Annotated in this window: 16 protein-coding genes; 6 read left to right on the forward strand and 10 right to left on the reverse strand. The window is 46.2% G+C overall.

What is annotated here, in order from left to right; all coding sequences use genetic code 11:
• Nucleotides 1–279 precede the first annotated feature (279 nt).
• The 6 genes from B067_RS0105340 to B067_RS0105365 form a co-directional block, all read right to left on the reverse strand.
• Complete coding sequence (locus B067_RS0105340; RefSeq protein ID WP_019529034.1) at nucleotides 280–654, reverse strand: nuclear transport factor 2 family protein; 375 nt, start codon at nucleotides 652–654, stop codon at nucleotides 280–282.
• Between the two features lie 62 nt (nucleotides 655–716).
• Complete coding sequence (locus B067_RS21170; RefSeq protein ID WP_019529035.1) at nucleotides 717–1,151, reverse strand: ester cyclase; 435 nt, start codon at nucleotides 1,149–1,151, stop codon at nucleotides 717–719.
• Between the two features lie 43 nt (nucleotides 1,152–1,194).
• On the reverse strand, nucleotides 1,195–1,593 hold the full coding sequence (locus B067_RS0105350) for an ACT domain-containing protein (protein ID WP_019529036.1): 399 nt from the start codon (nucleotides 1,591–1,593) through the stop codon (nucleotides 1,195–1,197).
• A gap of 160 nt (nucleotides 1,594–1,753) precedes the next feature.
• Entirely contained in the window at nucleotides 1,754–2,254 is a 501-nt protein-coding gene (locus B067_RS0105355; RefSeq protein WP_156820761.1) for a hypothetical protein, read from the reverse strand.
• A 20-nt stretch (nucleotides 2,255–2,274) separates the two neighbouring features.
• A complete protein-coding gene (locus B067_RS0105360; protein WP_026244439.1) occupies nucleotides 2,275–2,526 on the reverse strand; it encodes a CBU_0592 family membrane protein in 252 nt (83 codons plus the stop codon).
• Between the two features lie 11 nt (nucleotides 2,527–2,537).
• Nucleotides 2,538–3,155, reverse strand: a complete 618-nt coding sequence (locus B067_RS0105365) for a hypothetical protein (protein WP_019529039.1) — start codon at nucleotides 3,153–3,155, stop codon at nucleotides 2,538–2,540.
• 166 nt (nucleotides 3,156–3,321) lie between these two features.
• Between B067_RS0105365 and B067_RS0105370 the strand changes: the two genes are divergently transcribed.
• Together B067_RS0105370 and B067_RS0105375 are read left to right on the forward strand one after the other, a co-directional pair.
• Nucleotides 3,322–4,224: a LysR family transcriptional regulator gene (locus B067_RS0105370; RefSeq protein ID WP_019529040.1), complete on the forward strand. Its 903-nt coding sequence runs from the start codon at nucleotides 3,322–3,324 to the stop codon at nucleotides 4,222–4,224.
• 92 nt (nucleotides 4,225–4,316) lie between these two features.
• A complete protein-coding gene (locus tag B067_RS0105375) occupies nucleotides 4,317–5,531 on the forward strand; it encodes an MFS transporter (protein WP_019529041.1) in 1,215 nt (404 codons plus the stop codon).
• A 105-nt stretch (nucleotides 5,532–5,636) separates the two neighbouring features.
• On the opposite strand, the gene B067_RS0105385 is transcribed toward B067_RS0105375, so the two are convergent.
• Both B067_RS0105385 and B067_RS21175 read right to left on the reverse strand, forming a co-directional pair.
• On the reverse strand, nucleotides 5,637–7,979 hold the full coding sequence (locus tag B067_RS0105385; RefSeq protein ID WP_019529043.1) for a TonB-dependent receptor: 2,343 nt from the start codon (nucleotides 7,977–7,979) through the stop codon (nucleotides 5,637–5,639).
• A gap of 259 nt (nucleotides 7,980–8,238) precedes the next feature.
• The gene (locus B067_RS21175; protein WP_019529044.1) at nucleotides 8,239–9,129 is read right to left on the reverse strand and encodes a helix-turn-helix transcriptional regulator; all 891 of its coding nucleotides are present in this window, start codon (nucleotides 9,127–9,129) and stop codon (nucleotides 8,239–8,241) included.
• Between the two features lie 166 nt (nucleotides 9,130–9,295).
• On the opposite strand from B067_RS21175, the gene B067_RS0105395 reads away from it, so the two are divergent.
• Both B067_RS0105395 and B067_RS0105400 read left to right on the forward strand, forming a co-directional pair.
• A complete protein-coding gene (locus B067_RS0105395; RefSeq protein ID WP_019529045.1) occupies nucleotides 9,296–10,477 on the forward strand; it encodes a pyridoxal phosphate-dependent aminotransferase in 1,182 nt (393 codons plus the stop codon).
• Nucleotides 10,478–10,622: 145 nt separating this feature from the next.
• Nucleotides 10,623–11,990, forward strand: coding sequence for a YjiH family protein (locus B067_RS0105400; protein WP_019529046.1), 1,368 nt, complete (start codon nucleotides 10,623–10,625; stop codon nucleotides 11,988–11,990).
• Nucleotides 11,991–12,131: 141 nt separating this feature from the next.
• Here the strand turns inward: B067_RS0105400 and nadS are convergent, their stop codons facing one another.
• Both nadS and B067_RS0105410 read right to left on the reverse strand, forming a co-directional pair.
• Nucleotides 12,132–12,422 (reverse strand): NadS family protein, encoded by a 291-nt coding sequence (nadS, locus tag B067_RS0105405; RefSeq protein WP_019529047.1) that lies wholly within the window; start codon nucleotides 12,420–12,422, stop codon nucleotides 12,132–12,134.
• A gap of 2 nt (nucleotides 12,423–12,424) precedes the next feature.
• Nucleotides 12,425–12,688, reverse strand: coding sequence for a type II toxin-antitoxin system RelE/ParE family toxin (locus B067_RS0105410; RefSeq protein ID WP_019529048.1), 264 nt, complete (start codon nucleotides 12,686–12,688; stop codon nucleotides 12,425–12,427).
• 479 nt (nucleotides 12,689–13,167) lie between these two features.
• On the opposite strand from B067_RS0105410, the gene B067_RS0105415 reads away from it, so the two are divergent.
• Both B067_RS0105415 and B067_RS0105420 read left to right on the forward strand, forming a co-directional pair.
• The gene (locus B067_RS0105415) at nucleotides 13,168–14,772 is read left to right on the forward strand and encodes a zinc-binding metallopeptidase family protein (RefSeq protein ID WP_019529049.1); all 1,605 of its coding nucleotides are present in this window, start codon (nucleotides 13,168–13,170) and stop codon (nucleotides 14,770–14,772) included.
• A 96-nt stretch (nucleotides 14,773–14,868) separates the two neighbouring features.
• Complete coding sequence (locus tag B067_RS0105420; RefSeq protein ID WP_026244441.1) at nucleotides 14,869–16,461, forward strand: 5-guanidino-2-oxopentanoate decarboxylase; 1,593 nt, start codon at nucleotides 14,869–14,871, stop codon at nucleotides 16,459–16,461.
• Nucleotides 16,462–16,521 lie beyond the last annotated feature (60 nt).

Consider the following 16,521-nt stretch of genomic DNA (forward strand, 5'->3'; position numbering starts at 1 on the left):
TACCCTATCTTCACGGGTGGGCGAGAGCCGCCATCGGTTCGACCATTTGTGCTTACAGCACAAAGGGAACGAGGAGCGTAGCGACGATACCCAAAGCATTTCATGGGGCACGCTGAGCCCCAAGGGGTTAAAACAGCATCAAGCTGTTTTAATTACAAAATGCGAGAGCATTTTGGTCGCCAGTTTTCTCATGGCGCCCCGAAGGGGTCGTAACAACCTCAAGTTGTTATGACCAATCCGCCTACTAGCAGCGCGTAGCAATCTCAATTAGCACACGGATCACTCAATAAGCTCAAAATCCCAAACCTTAGCCACTATTTTCCAGTCGGAACCAAATTTCATCAGCGTCAATTCATCAGTGAATAGCTTAGGAAGAAAAACCTCACGCGTTCTTAATATTGCCGTTGTTGGCGTATCTTGAATTACAGCGAGTATCTCATCACTTCGTTTTTCGTTACGATCAACAGGATTTGTTCGACCCCTAACCAAGCCCAAGTAATCAGCAACCGTCATAGTGACAAACTGATTATTATTATTGCAAAAAAGCCCCGCTTGCGGATGAAATATTTCAGCAAACAAATCCGCATCGCCATTATACAAGGCATCAAAATACTTTTTCGCCAACTCGCAGATAGCATTAAAATCTTTACTCACAGCAACCCCCCAAAAACAAACTTTAAAATACTAAAAACAACAACTCTACAACATAAGTAACGTTATAAATCTGGCGACTCAGACAACAAACCCAGTGTAAGCAGCATAGATGTATCGTCGGACAAGCACCACTGCTCTATAACCTTACCCTCTTCTATTCGATAGATAGAGATCTCATCTAATTCAATTTTTTTACCTGTAGCCTTAACCCCTGCATAATCACCTAGGTTAACACCCGTCGAGGTATATCTTGTTACAACTTTATCTCCCTCTATAATCATGTCATATACTGTCTCAGTCCAATCAGGGATAGCTGTTCGAACCCCCTCAATAGTACTACGAACCCCGTCAATGCCACGGCTCTCACTAAGCAAAAAACCTCTTGGCCAATGCACAACAACATCCTTAGAATACACTTCTTCCATCATACTATAATCAGCTTCATTCCAGATATGATGTAAATTTTCTATAAGTTTCTTATTAGCTTCTCTACTCATGACAACTCCTGAAAACTCATTCAAAAAACAAAACGTTTAAAAACTATGCTGAAAACTCATGTAAAGCAGCCATAGCAAGCTCGGATTTTCCTGCTTGAACAAAAATATGATCATGGTAATAGGCAGCTATAACGTTAGCACTAACCCCTTTCTCAGTTAACTTTCTAGCAATAGCAGCCGTTAAACCAACCGCCTCAAGACTAGAATGAACTGTCAGTGTTATGCCTTTAAATACAGCCTCATAGGACAACTCAGCGTTATCTGCATTTTCCTTAGTGACCAAAAGTGTTAACCCCTCTTCCTCAAGATAGGATGCCAAAGGCATAAGTTCAGAAAAATCTCCATACTTAGCCCTCTTAAAAGTACAAAAAACATACTCTCCATCCAATAACTTGGGTTTCATTGACGCTAACAATTTATCTAGATTTGTTTCACCAGTCATAACACATTCCAATTAATTTATTTATGTCACAATCGAAGTGCTAAGCCGCTACTACCCTAAGAGTAAATAACAGTTGTATTGCTTATGGTTATTCTACAAGCGCACAACACCATTCGCACACAGCGCTATTTTGCCTGCACTACCTCTAATAAAAACTCCCTCATATGAGGGAGCTTTTATTATCAACCCAATCACTCCAGGATATTGTTCTTCCTGGATATGCTCTATGCGTAAATGGCCACTCAGCCTTTAACCATTTTTCAACTTCATTAAAAAGATCAGCATCTAAATAAGTCTCAGTATCTCTTACCCAAAGGTAAACTTCACAATCATAGCCATCAGCTTTGGCAGGATTTATATACACACAGCCAATATACCTATCTTTATCCTGAGTAAAAACCGCGTAAGCAAAAGCCTCCCTAGCATTAAATTCTTGCTCATGAACAACTAATTCATCTAGGTTAAATTGAATACTCATATCATCTTTAGGCCAGCTATCATTTTCGAAAAAAATACTCCTCAAACGAGAACGACTGGACATAACCGCTTCATAATCAATTGCGGTAAGACTTTCCTTCAGCACTTCCAACCGAAATTGATCAGTCCGTAAATGGCTAGGGATTTTAAAGTTTTCTGGAATAAACATACCGTTACTACTCATACATAAACTCTCAAATTCTACTAATTTAATTTTTTTCGCTTTAAATTACACAAACCATAAAGACTAATCAGCAGCCAAAAAAACTCAATAATAAAGGCCGATAAATTAAAATTAAAATAAAGTGAAACTAAAACAAATGTCGCCCCTAACGCATTAGCAAGACTAAAAATTAAAGAATCACTGCTAACTTTGCCAACCTGGAGCAACAAATAAGTCCCCACTATTAGCAATACCCCTAAATTACCTAAGGCGTCACACCATGTATAACCCATACCGACTCCCATCACTCGCCAATAACATCGACACACTTCCAGCTTAAATCATTAACTATATAGTCATGACCTACTAAAGCCCGCTCTGGAAATTCAAACTCTGGCGTTACACCAACACCCCATTGTTTAACCCATACACCCTTAATAAACATAAAATAGGCACTACTAAACTTATCACCATCAATTATCACAGCAGCATGGCCACCTACTTTAACTGCCATTCCCTTTAACTCATTACTAGCATTAAATAGTTCCATTGCAACGGCCTTTGAAGGACACGGTGTTAGTCGAAGCCAGCGCTCTTGCATGTTGACCACCTGCCCATTTTCTTCGAAAGTCGCATCCTCTATAAGTACGCCTCCTTGCCAACTAATAACCCCTACATCAACATCATCATTATTTAAGTCAATATCATGGCTGAATGTAAATTGAGAGCCACGCCAACTAACTGTTCCGCCAAACGACTCCGGCCTAGCATTATGCCCAGGGAGGCTAATACGTACATCAATAAAGCGATTAGCCGTTTGTAGCCAAATAACCTTGCTGTTTTCACTAGCGCCCCCCTCAGTCATTTGAAACGACTCCCGCAACCAAGCGCCGATAAGCTTATTAGGCACAACCTTGCTCATTCAACATACACCTTATATAAGCGGTTAATGATTACTATTACGCCTTATCAACCAGGCCACACTTAATTGCCACACTGTAGCAACACTTGTAACACCGATAAATATGAATTAACCTAACTTTACTTTAGATTTATTGATGTATTGGTAGCAGTTTGCGGGGCCACAGATGCTAGGACAATTGCAAGACAGCGATATAAAGCTACTAAGAGTATTTTGGATGGTTGCTAGATGCGGTAGCTTTCATGCAGCACAGGTTGAACTAAACACCAGCCAAGCAACGATTAGCACACAAATCAAACAACTGGAAGCGAGATTAGGCCGTAAGATCTGCCACCGCGGCAGAGCTGGCTTTCAATTAACCGATGAAGGGCGCGCTTTATTAACCTGCTCCGAAAGACTATTTTCTTCTATCGATGATTTTCGCAACAACTTATCTGAGGCGTTTAACGAGATCAGAGGAGAGCTACAGTTCGGCATAGTTGATAACTTAATTCACCACCCTAATTGGAAGCTTCCGGCAGCGCTAGAAAACTATTATAAAATCGCACCATCAGTAAAAATAAAATTAAACGTCTATGCACCCAGTGAAATAGAAACCCGTATACTCGACTCCACCTTGCAATTTGCCATTATCAGTTCTTCTCGAAAGCTGCCCACCCTGAGCTACCAGACACTCTTTGAAGAGCAACAACAATTGTACTGCGGCAAGAATCATCCACTGTTTAAACACCCACAAACAACATTTACACACAGTGATTTACAGGAGCACGATTATTTTAACTGGGATCACCTTGAATCCAGTTTTACAGGTAAACATAAGTTATTTAAAGAAAACAAAGGCGGTAGCGCCTCTATGGAAGCCGTAGCTTACGCCGTACTATCCGGCCAATACCTTGGTTATTTACCAGAACACTACGCCCAGCAATGGGTAGATAATGGAGAAATGCGCGCCATTGATAATAAGAAACTGCGCCGATTCATGCCGATAATGCTAGTCACCAAAAAAACAGGAAAACTGTCCCAGATAGCTGAACTATTCATCAAAGAGCTACTAGACTTACACCAGTAATTAGTCATGACTGAAAAAGGCAACAACTAACTACATTCAGTTCTGTAATAACATCTAATAACATTAAGAATAATTATTCATAGCGGTGACTTATGTCTATTAATGCATTTGAAAATAAAACATTAAGCTCTGAAATAGATATTAACTCAGTAAAAACGGTTAGCTCACTGGCTTGTGTTGGCGCTATAGGGGCTGCAGTTATTTTACTATTGCCAATTATAGTCGGCGCACTCGTTGACCACTTATCGATGACTGAACAGCTAGCGGGCATTATCGTGGCTATCGATATGGCCGGTTATACTCTGGCCACGTTAACAGCTCTTTTATGGATTCATCGTAGCAATTGGCGAAAAATAACCTTACTTAGCCTCTTAGTAATGTTATTTGGTAACGTATTGTCAGTATTTATTTCAGAGTTTGAATGGCTTGCTATAGTTCGATTTATTACAGGGATTGCAGCGGGAGCAGTCACTGCAGTCGTAGTCTCGGCCATGGGTAAAACAAGTAACCCCGATCGATCTTTCGGGCTTTGGATAGTTGGCCAACTTTTCCTAGGCGCTTTTGGCTTTGCATTTTTACCTTCGTTTGTTGAATTCTATGGCCCAGCAGCAATATTTAGCTTACTGGCCGTGCTATTACTAATCGCATTGCCTTTAACCTTTTTCATACCTTTGTCGGCCGCTGATGAAATTAACAACAATTCACAGCCTGTAAATAAAACGACTAAAACTAAGAAGATCTTTGTTTATCTTGGCGTCTTATCAATACTAACGTCTTATGCCGGATTAACCGCGGTATGGAGTTATGTGGAGCGTATTGCCGTTGGTGCAGGTTATTCTTCCGAACTAATAGGCCAAAGTTTATCAATTGCCTCCATAGCGGGGATAGTTGGCGGCTTAGGCGCTACGATTTTGGGCGCTAAAATAGGCCGCATAATACCTATAAGTATAGCGCTTGCTAGCGCTGTGGTTGGGATAGTGGTTCTCAAGTTTGAGTTTAGTCATGTCCTTTATACCCTAAGTGCTTGTTTATTTTTATTTGGCTGGAATTTTATGCTGCCTTTTTTTATGGGTTCAATCGCTGCCGTTGACTCATCCAGCAGAATAGTTGCTCTGGCAAATGCAGCCATAGGTATTGGGTTAATGGTAGGCCCTGGCTTGGGTGGCATGCTACTTACAGAAAGTAGTTATTCACTATTAACATCAGTAGGTATTTTTCTAATCATCATTAGTTTAATTCTAATCACGCCATTAGCGCTTATTAGTCATGGAAAATATGATTTTATGAAGAGTCTAGGGCGTAGTTAATATAATGTTTTCGGCCATCTGAAAACTATGTGTAGCAATAATGACTACCATAAAAAAAGGGCCAGCAATGCTGACCCTTTTAAAAAACTCATCCACCTATACGCTTTAGAACGTATAAGCCAAGCCTACACCTGCAGTTCTAGGACGATTAACATAATCAAACGCGCCATCACCGTAACGGGCCTCTGTACGATGGCCAACTTCGGCACGTTCATCCGTTAAGTTATCGATAAATACCGTCGCCTTCCATTGGTCTTTTCTCAAAGTTAATGAGGCATCCAAGATAGTGTAACTATCCAGTACCGCATAATCAGCAGAGCCTTCAGTTAAAGACGTGGTGATTTCATCGCGGTAAGAGGCGTTAACGTGATACTTAAGCTCTATACCATTATCCAAATCTTGGAAGTGATCTAGCGCCAACATAGCGCTGTGCTCTGGCACACCCGGCAACTGGTCACCTTTGTTGCCACCTAAAACACCCAGCACACTAAAGTCTTTACTTAATTCAGCATCGACATAACCATAACCTAGAGTAATCGTAGTATCTTGAGTAAAGTAATATTTAGCCTCTAATTCCAAACCTTGAGACACGGCTTCATCACCATTTACTGCCACAGGAAAAGCAGCAACCGGTGAAGTGGTGTTGATAATGATATCTTGCCAATCGATATAAAATAACGAGGCGGTAAATTCTACGCGCTCAAATAACACACCTTTAACACCCACTTCCCAGTTAGTCGCCTTGTCAGCATCAAAACTGTTTAACCGTGCGTCTTCAGCAAAGTTACCCGCTGTCGGTAAGGCATTAGCACCACCATGGCGGAAACCTTCTGCCCAGGTGAAATACACCATGATGTCATCGTTAAGATCATAGGAGGTGTTGAATTTAAAAATACTGTCGTTAAGATCACGTTCCAATTCAGCCTCAACCAAACCTAGCGGGTTAACACCATCGTTAGAACAATAAATGCCACAATAAGGTAATAAGGTGGTGGTGTCTGACCCTACGGTTTGGCTAAAGAAACGCGCACCACCTGTCATCTGCCAAGCGTCAGTAAGATGGTAAGTAATTTCACCAAAAACCGCTTTTTCTTCAAAGCTCAGTTTTTGATCCAAGCTGTAGGCCAATTCATTATCGGGGCCAAAAGGATTCGCCGCTGGATCTGTAGTTACCGCAGCCCATTCGTTATAACCGGGGAAGCTGTCTTGCTGTGATAAATTGTTTTCAGTATCGGTGTAATACAAGCCCGCTACCCAATCAATATCGCTATCACCCGCTGAAGTTAAGCGGAATTCCTGCGATAAGCCTTCGCGCTGATAATCAACGGAACCCGCTACAACCCAGCGAGGGAAGTTGCCGTAATAATCACTAAAGTCATTGATATAACTCTGGGTATTATCTTTTTGGCCCAGTGAATCGTAGTCATAAGCAGAAGTCGATGAGGTAAAGCTGGCAAACCCTAACTCTACTTCTACATCTATGCTCCAGGCATTGACTTCACTCTCTAAGTCTTCATCTAGGGGAATTAAGTGTGAGTAATCGTCACCACCGGCAATTTTCGGGCTGCCTACTTGACGACCACCGACTTCATCTTTTTGATAAAAGTAGTTGGCTAATATTTTAACTTCTTCAGACGCATCCCATAAAAAACTGGCTCTAGCGTGAGTCACGCTATTGTCGTTAACGTCTTCACGGCTTGCTAACTTAGCGGGGCTGTTAGCCACATCGCCTGGGTTAGTAGCGATGGCCTTGCCATTAGCGTCTAAGGCATAACGGCCCACGGCATCAACAAAGCCTTGGTTATCCACATAGCCACCGCCTATACGTATAGCCATATCATTGTTAAGAGGGATATTGGCAACAATATCGGTATCGCTGTTTAAACCGCTGCTGCCTTTGGTGTTACTAATACGGGTATTCACTTCGGCGCTAAATTCAGTAACATCTGGCTCTTTATGTATATAGCGTATGGTGCCGCCCAATGAACCGGAACCGTATAGCGTGCCCTGTGGCCCGCGTAATACTTCTACCCGCTCTATATCTTTTAGCTGCAGGTTAACAAATAAAGGCATGTCACCTAGGTAAGTTGATACCGGGTCAGAGGTATTATTAATACTGTCGTTGGGGCCTAACGGGTTGGCATTAAGGCCGCGTATAATTAAACCGCTGCTAACACCGGCATTACGTGGGCCAGTATCAACATAGCTAACACCAGGGATGCTACGGGTAAGCTTGGATAAATCGCTTACGCCCTGATCTTGTAAGTCATCACCCGATAACGCAGAAATATTATAGGGAATTTCTTGGGCACTTACCGCACGCTTGGTGGCTGTTACCATCACTTCTTCTAACACTATCGCTTGCGCAGCCTGGGCTAGCATACCTGACGCTAGCACCACCCCTGTTACCGCTGCGCTTAAAGGTTTTTTATTTAATACTACTTTCATAAGACTTTACTCTCTTCACCGTTACAGCATTATGCAGCCTGTTCAATAAATGCACTTATCAAACACTGACCAGAGTCTAAAACCCACGGCCACGGCTACCCTATGATTATTGTTATCGCATACTAGGCAAGCCACGCTGAAGATAAAACGTCCCATTTGTAGTGTTTGTCACTACCATTTAGGGGGGGGCACCCACAAAAGAGGGGGGGAGTAAAAAAGAGTCAAAGAAAAGTGAATGCTATAAAAAGGGCTGTGAGCGCTACTTAAAGCGCTCGTTATACACCACAAAAGGGTCTTCATTATCATTAACAGTGACTTCACCTATCACCGTAAAAATCAGTGAAAACAACTCAGCCTGAGAGGCCACATTGAGCTTGGCGTAAATATTCTTACGGTGACCGCGCTCAGTATCAGGCGAAATATTCAACGCCTTGGCGGCAGATTTAGAGGCCTTACCTTCAAACATCAGGTGCAGCACTTCACGTTCACGCTCGGTTAATAAAGACAGCCCAAAATTATGCAGTGAGGCCTGTAATTGATTATGCACCTCGCGGGCAGACACAGAGCTAGCCCACTCATTGCTTATATTGCTCTGCCAGTGTTTTTCCATCGCCGCCCTAATCACCGGTTCAGCAACATGTAGTTGCTGCAACTCTATAGCACTAAACGGCAAACGCATCTGCTGGCGACCAAAACTGGCCACCAGAGCGGTATCGTCGGATGTTTTTAATAAAAAGTTAGCGTCATCGCAAAGGCCTGAGTCATTAAAGTAAGCCAAGCCAAAGTCGCTCTTTTCAAAGGATGAGTTTTCTAAAGCCGACAACTGATAAAAGCCCGAGCGCATAGAGGGGAACAAACGATACAGCGGGCTTAATAGGTAAGCTCCGGCCAAATAAGACTCTTCAAAAAAAATCGTCTCGCTGGGATGTAAGCCATCGTATAACAAAGTGGGTTTTTGATTGGGTCGGTACAGCATCACTATGGCACTATCGATGGGGGCAATACGGTTAATACACTCAAACAACAATCTAGGGAAAGACTCGGTATTTACCGCCGTAATTAAAGGTGCCACCAAATCAGGCCAATTGTGAATATTAATACCGGCATAAGCCGCGGCCAGCTCGGTGTTTTTCTTATCCGTTACACTCATATTGTTGCCTTAACCACCCTTAATAAATAACTCCGCCCCCCATTTGAGGTAAGCCACCAGCCAGCATGGGTTATATTAGCGGTACTGGCCTTACTTTACACTCCCCTAGTATTATTCATTCACACAGCTATGCAGGCCATACAGGCTAAGTAGTAATAGGACAGCTATGAGATATTCTAACTTCACTCAACGTATAGACGGAGAAGGCGCAGCAGCTTGGGATATACACAACCGTGCAGTAGAAAAGTCTCGCCAAGGCGAGGACATCATCCTGCTCTCTATGGGCGACCCCGATTTTGATACCCCGCGCCCTATTATAGAAGCCGCCATAGATAGCCTACGTGCCGGTGACACCCACTACACCGACTTTACCGGTGAGCCCGAACTGCGCCAAGCCATCGCCCAGCTGCACCAACACACTACCGGTCAAAAAGTAGGCATAGATAATATCGTAGTCTTGGCCGGTGCCCAGTGCGCACTGTATTGCGCCGCCCACTGCATACTAGACCCAGGCGACGAAGTGATAGTGCCCGAGCCCACCTACGTGACCTATGAGGCGGTGATCGGTGCCACCGGCGCGAAAACCGTTAACGTGCCCATGGACCCGGATAACGGCTTCCGTATTAACGTAGCCGATATTGAAGCGGCTATTACCGACAAAACCCGCGCCATTATGCTTAACACCCCGCACAACCCTACGGGCGCGGCGCTGAGCGTAGCCGATATAGAAGCCATAGCCGCGCTTAGTATTAAGCATGATTTATGGGTAATTTCGGATGAGGTTTATGCCTCATTGGTCTATGACGAAAGCCACCACAGCATCGCCGGCATACCCGGCATGGCCGACCGCGCCATCACCTTAAACAGCCTATCTAAATCCCATGCCATGACAGGCTGGCGTTTGGGCTGGATAGTAGGCCCCGAAAGCCTTAGCTATCACCTAGGCAATATGGTGACAGCCATGCTTTACGGTGTGCCCACCTTTATTCAAAAAGCAGCGGTAGTGGCTATCACCGGCTCCGACAATGAAGTAGAGGCTATGCGCATCGCCTACCGCGATCGCCGCGACCTAGCTTATAAACACCTCAACGCTGTGCCTAATCTGCGCTGCCACCTACCCGCAGGTGGCATGTTTATGATGATAGACATACGTAAAAGCGGCCTCAGCGCCCAGCAGTTTTCCAATGAGCTATTAGATCGCGTCGGCGTTTCTGCCCTAGCCGGTGAAGCATTTGGCCCCAGTGCCGCTGGCCACATACGCATTAGCCTAGGTGTGCCTAACGAGGTATTAGAACAGGCCTGCCAGCGTATAGCTGCTTGTTTTACTGCTATTATGGACGAGCAGTAATCACCTAAGGCCGAGTGTATGCTCGGCCTTTTTATTTACACGCCATTTGTATTGACCTTCGTTTATTATGTAGATCCACTTTTACTTAAGCTTTACTTTTTATTTACGTTTTTATTTTTATTCATATTATAGTCGCGGCAATCTTATGAGCTTAGAAAACACGTCCACTGTTAGCAGCACAAATAACTGGCAGCGCTACGCCCAGTTTCTTATCCCTTCGTTGATTGGGGTTTTATTATTTTTAACCCCCATCACCTACGAGGGTAAGCAAACCATAGTCATAGGCCTGCTATCCGACTTTATTAGGCAAGCCCTAGGCGCAGCGCTACCGCTGTTAGTCACCGTCACCTTTGTGCTCTCGGGTATTATGTCTAGTTATGTGTCGTTACTAAAGCCACGCTGGATCACCCGCCATCCTTTATTACAGCATGTGTTTACCACTACGCCGCTGTGGCTAGTTCTGCGCTTTTTAGGCGGCCTGTTTTGCGCCATGACCTATTTTCAATACGGCCCTGAATGGATTACCGGCAGCGATACTGGGCAAGTAGCCTATATGGAAATAGCCGGTATTATTTTTTGTATTATCGCCATCGCCAATTTATTACTGTCGTTTTTAACTGACTTTGGATTTTTAGAATTTATCGGCACTTTAATTAGCCGCCCTTTCCAAATATTATTTCGCCTGCCCGGCCGCGCTGGCTTAGATGCCATTACCTCCTGGGTGGGCGACTCCAGCATAGGCACCATACTCACCATACGCCAATACGAAAGCGGCCATTACAGTGCCCGCGAAGCCGCCACTGTAGCCACCAATTTTTCGGCGGTGTCGCTACCCTTTTGTGTGGTGATTGCGCAAATGGCAAAAATTGATGACGTGTTTGTGTTGTTTTATTGCACCGTAGCCGTCTGCGGTATAGCCGCCGCCTTAATCACCCCACGGCTGCCACCGCTCTCTAATTTGCCGCAGCGTTTTTACCAACGCGAACAGCGCAGCGATGAACAACTAGAGCAGCACAATAATATTTTTGTGCGCGCCACCCAAACCGCCTTAGCGCGAGCGCAAAACGGCCCCAGCCTCAAACAAATACTACGTCAAGCTGGCCACTCTATAACGGATATTTTTATCGCCGTATTGCCTGCCGCCATGACCATAGAATTAATCGTGTTAGTGATATATCACCACAGCAACCTATTGCAAACGCTGAGCGCGCCCATGGTGTATGTATTGGAAGTACTGCAACTGCCCGAGGCCGAAACCGCCGCTGCCGGCACACTCATCGGATTTTTTGACCAATTTATCCCCGCCATTATCTCTACCAATGTCGACAGCCCCATTACCCGCTTTGTGCTTGCCGGTTTATCGGTTACCCAGCTGATCTACATGGCAGAAAACGGCCTGTTGATTTTGCGCTCCAGCATACCCATAGGCTTTAAACAGTTGGCGGTGATCTTTTTACTACGCACCGCTATCGTGCTGCCTATTTTAGCCGCCGCGGCGCATATTATTTATTGATAAAATGAAGGGGAGTCTTAGAAAACCGTGATAAGCATGACTGACGCCACGGCATTGGCAGAAACTATGGTAGGTCTTTGATGAATAGCTACTAGCCTGATATTTCAAGCACTCGGCTATCTTCTTTTTAAAGCTAAACGTTTACGCGCTCAAAGCTTGCAACGCATGCTCTGGGTCAGCTTCAACAATTTTCAATAATGAACGTGCAGCACCGGTAGGGTGACGACGACCTTGTTCCCAATTTTCAAGCGTGCGTTTGCTAACCCCAAGCAGAACCGCAAACTTATCCTGAGAAACACCTAGGCGCTCACGAATCGCTTTTACCTGCGGTTCAGCAAAATAAAAACTTCGGGACGCTTTTTTCTTGCCCTTAACAATAGCATCCATTTCTTGGGCGCTATTTAACAGTTCATCAAACATTTTTTTATCCATAATCACCACTCCTTAACAATGGCTTTTAACTGTGCAACCTGAGCCTTGGTCAGGTTTGCCTGTTTACCTTTGGGGTAAACATACAACATTCGAATATGATCATCATTTACCACCCAATAATAGATGGCACGAACACCGCCGCTCTTTCCTGTGCCTTCAATATTCCAGCGAACCTTACGAACACCGCCTGAGCCTTTAATAAGATCGCCCAAGTCTGGCCGATTAACCAAAGCCTCCTGTAAGTCCTTATATTCATCATCACTCATCAATTCTTGAATAAGCTTGGTAAAGATTGAGGTTTCAACAATAACTATGATATCGATTATACGCCATTGGCGTACACTATCCAGTTGTTTATTAAACGCACAGGCTATATAAGAGATCAGCTGAAATCTAGAAAAAGATTAGAAAAATCAATGGGTTTTACCAGGCACATGATTTGAGCATGATGATAAGAGACCTTTGCACGGAAGACGATTTCGCTTTCAGACAAGGTAAAAACGCACGGAATGAGGGAATTTATACGTATAAATGACCGATTGAGCACCTTTTAAACACCGCATGGAAGTGGGATGGCTTTCGTATAAAGGTTTCGATAAATCTATAGAAGCATCTATTATCATCCCACTCCCCCCCAAATAGACCCCCGCATCACCTAAAAAGGGGATAGCAAGGCAGCGCCTAGCCAATTATTGTTAGCCCATAAATCACAACGACAATTACCAACCACAATAATGGTGTACTCATGCAAAACCAACCCGATTACAAAATCAGCGCCCACGATTGGGTAGAGCAACAAGGCCCTGAAATCTCACAGTGGCACCAAACCATTTTTGACTACGCCGAAACCGCTTGGCGTGAGTACCGATCCTGCGCCTGGTACGTAGAAAAACTTAGAGCCGAAGGTTTTGAGGTAGAAGAAGGCAGCGGCGGCATGCCCACGGCATTTTGCGCCACTTGGGAAAACGGCAACGGCGGCCCCACCATAGGCGGCTATGCCGAATACGATGCCGTTCCCGGTAACTGCCAAGCGGCCGATGTAGTAGAAAGGCCCCGCGACGGCCTAAGCAAACATGCTGGCGGCCACACCGACCCCCACTCTGCCCTAGGCATAGGCTCACTGACGGGCTTTTTAGCCGCTAAAGCCGCCATGGAAAAACACAACATCCCCGGTCGCTTAAAGTTTATAGGTGAGCCCGCCGAAAAGCAGCGTGCCTCTAAACCGATACACGCGGCACAAGGCTATTACGACGACATGGATGCAGCGATTAGCTTTCACCCCTGCTATATGTTGCCGCTCACCAACACTACCCGTTGGAACACTCACTGCGGCGCCGCCTTTGTGGTGATGTATACCTTTGAATGCGACAGCCCCGAAACCTGGTTAGACAGCGGCGAAGCAGCCTCCCCCATTGCCGCCTCACACGCCTCAGCGCGTGCACCCGGTGCCAATGACGCGCTAGTGCAAATGTACAGCAACTCCAAGATGCTGAAAGAGCATTTAGTGGCCGCGGGTTGCGGCTGGTCTATGAACGAAAGCATTACCCTTGCCGGCCAAGCTACTGCCGATAACCTGCCCGCGCAAATTGCCCAAATCCATTATATTATGCGCGTGCCTACTATAGAGATGGCCGAGCGCATCGTGCGTGGCCTAGATCAAAACGCCGCCGCCGCTGCCAGCACCTCGCACTGTACTTGGAAGAAAGATTGGATAGCCAAGTCACGCCCCGGCCTGCCCAACCACGCCATGGCGCAATTAACTTATGACAACTTAGCACTGGCCGGTGCGCCGCAATTCAACACCCCCGCCGCCATCGCCAAGGCCCAGCAGATACAAAAAAACCTAGGCATGGAAGTAATGAACCAGCCCTTTATGGAGGACATAGAAACACTGATCACGCCACAAGCAGCCGAAGCCATTTTGCGTAAAGAACTACCCGAGTGGCAAAAAAACTTTACCTCCGACGACTACACCGAGTACTGCTGGCACGCGCCTACCGTGCGTCTGTACATAGGCCGCCCCATGCTAAAAAGCCCCAGCAATGGCGGCAAATATCCCGCTTGGGTAATGAACGCCCTAGGCGGTATCGCTGAAACCATAGACCCAATGATTTTTAGCGCCGGTAAAACCATCGCCGGGACTATTTTGGACCTGCTGTGCCAGCCCGGCGCTCTAGAACAAGCACAACAAGAATTTAAGGAGCGCACCGGTGGCGGCGTAGGCGGCAGCGAGTGGATAGCACCTTTATGCGACTACCCAGCACCGATACATTTCCGCTGGCCTGAATATGTGCAAACCGAACGCGGCCACGAGTGGTGGATACCCACCCAGCCCCACGAAAAAAACTAAGCGCGCCGCAGCGCTCAACACACGCACTGCACACGCACTAGACATCCACTAGACACCCACTAGACATTGTTGAACAAATTTTTTAAAGAGGTAGTTATGGCCACTTGTGGTGAAGTATTAGCAAAATTATTAGAAGCCTATGGCGTGGATACTATTTTTGGTATCCCCGGCACCCACACCATAGAGTTGTACCGCGGCATTCCGCAAACCAGCATGCGCCACGTCACTCCACGCCATGAACAAGGCGCAGGTTTTATGGCTGATGGCTACGCTCGCGTCACCGGTAAGCCAGCCGCCTGCGTAACCGTGTCTGGCCCTGGCGCTTATAATATCGCCACCGCCATGGGCCAAGCCAAGCAAGACTCCGTGCCCATGTTAGTGATTTCTGCCGACAACAATAGCTGGCAAAAAGGTTTGGGCGAAGGCCGCCTACATGAAACCCGCGATCTACAAGCCGCCATGGCGGAGTGCTCGGTGTGGGCCCACACCCTAGCTAGACCCGATGAGTTACCGCAGGTGCTGGCCAGAGCCTTTGCTATTTTTAATAGCGAACGCCCCGGCCCCGTGCATATCACCATGCCGCTAAACGTGATCACCGCTAATGCCGACCACGTGCCCGTGCAAACCTGGCCACTGCCCAGCAAAGCCGCACCCGCGCCAGAGCAATTACAGGCTGCGGCAGAACTACTGAATAAAGCCAGCAACCCAGTATTAGTGCTGGGCGGCGGCGCCGCTGGTGCAGCTCGATCTATTTTAGAATTGGCCGAAGCATTGGGTGCACCCGTAACCACTACCCATAACGCCAAAGGCCTGTTAGCCCCCGAGCATCCACTGTATGTAGGCGGTAGCCCTTCACAAACCGCCAGCCGTGAGTTATTCCAAAATGCCGATGTGATACTGGCCATAGGCACCGAGTTTGGCGAAACCGATTACGATTTTTTCTTTACCGGCCATTTCGATATGGGCGCTGCCAAAATCATACGGGTAGATATAGATCGCGCCCAACTCAGCCGCAATGTGTTACCCGCTATCGCCATACAAGCCGATGCCGGTTTATTTGCCCAAGCGCTTACGCCCCTACTAAGCACGCCTTGCAGTAACGGCACCGCCCGCACCGCTGTCGCCAGTGCCGCCCGCAAGGTAGATGATATAGAAGGCTACCAGCTGTTTTTAAGCCAGCTACAGGTCGCGCTACCCGGTGCAATTTTAATTGGCGACTCTACCCAGCCCGCCTACTTTGCCGGCCTGCAATATGACGCCCCCGCTGCTCGCCGCTTTGCCAGCGCCGCCACCGGTTACGGCACGCTGGGTTATGCCCTGCCCGCCGCCTTTGGTGCCAAGCTAGGCCAGCCCCAGTTACCGGTGATCAGTTTAATTGGTGATGGTGGTTTGCAGTTCACTATTAATGAATTATCCACCGCAATAGAGGCACAAATCCCCGTTGCCATCGTGGTATGGAATAACCAACGCTATGAAATGATTGCGCAAAACTTTATAGAAGCAGGTATGGAACCCATAGCCTGTGATATCTACACGCCAGATTTTAAAGCGATAGCACAGGCCTATGGTTGCCCCGCTTATAGAGCCCATAACCTAGAGGAATTAACGGAGTACTTGCGCACTGCACAACAGCAAACCGTGCCCACGCTAATAGAAGTAATGGAAGCAGATTTTTTGCCCGCTCAGTAAATTGTTAAGTAAACATACGAAAAGTTATCTTCAGGTCTCCACCTGATATTTGCAGGGGCT

Source organism: Dasania marina DSM 21967, assembly GCF_000373485.1.
Lineage (GTDB): Bacteria > Pseudomonadota > Gammaproteobacteria > Pseudomonadales > Dasaniaceae > Dasania > Dasania marina.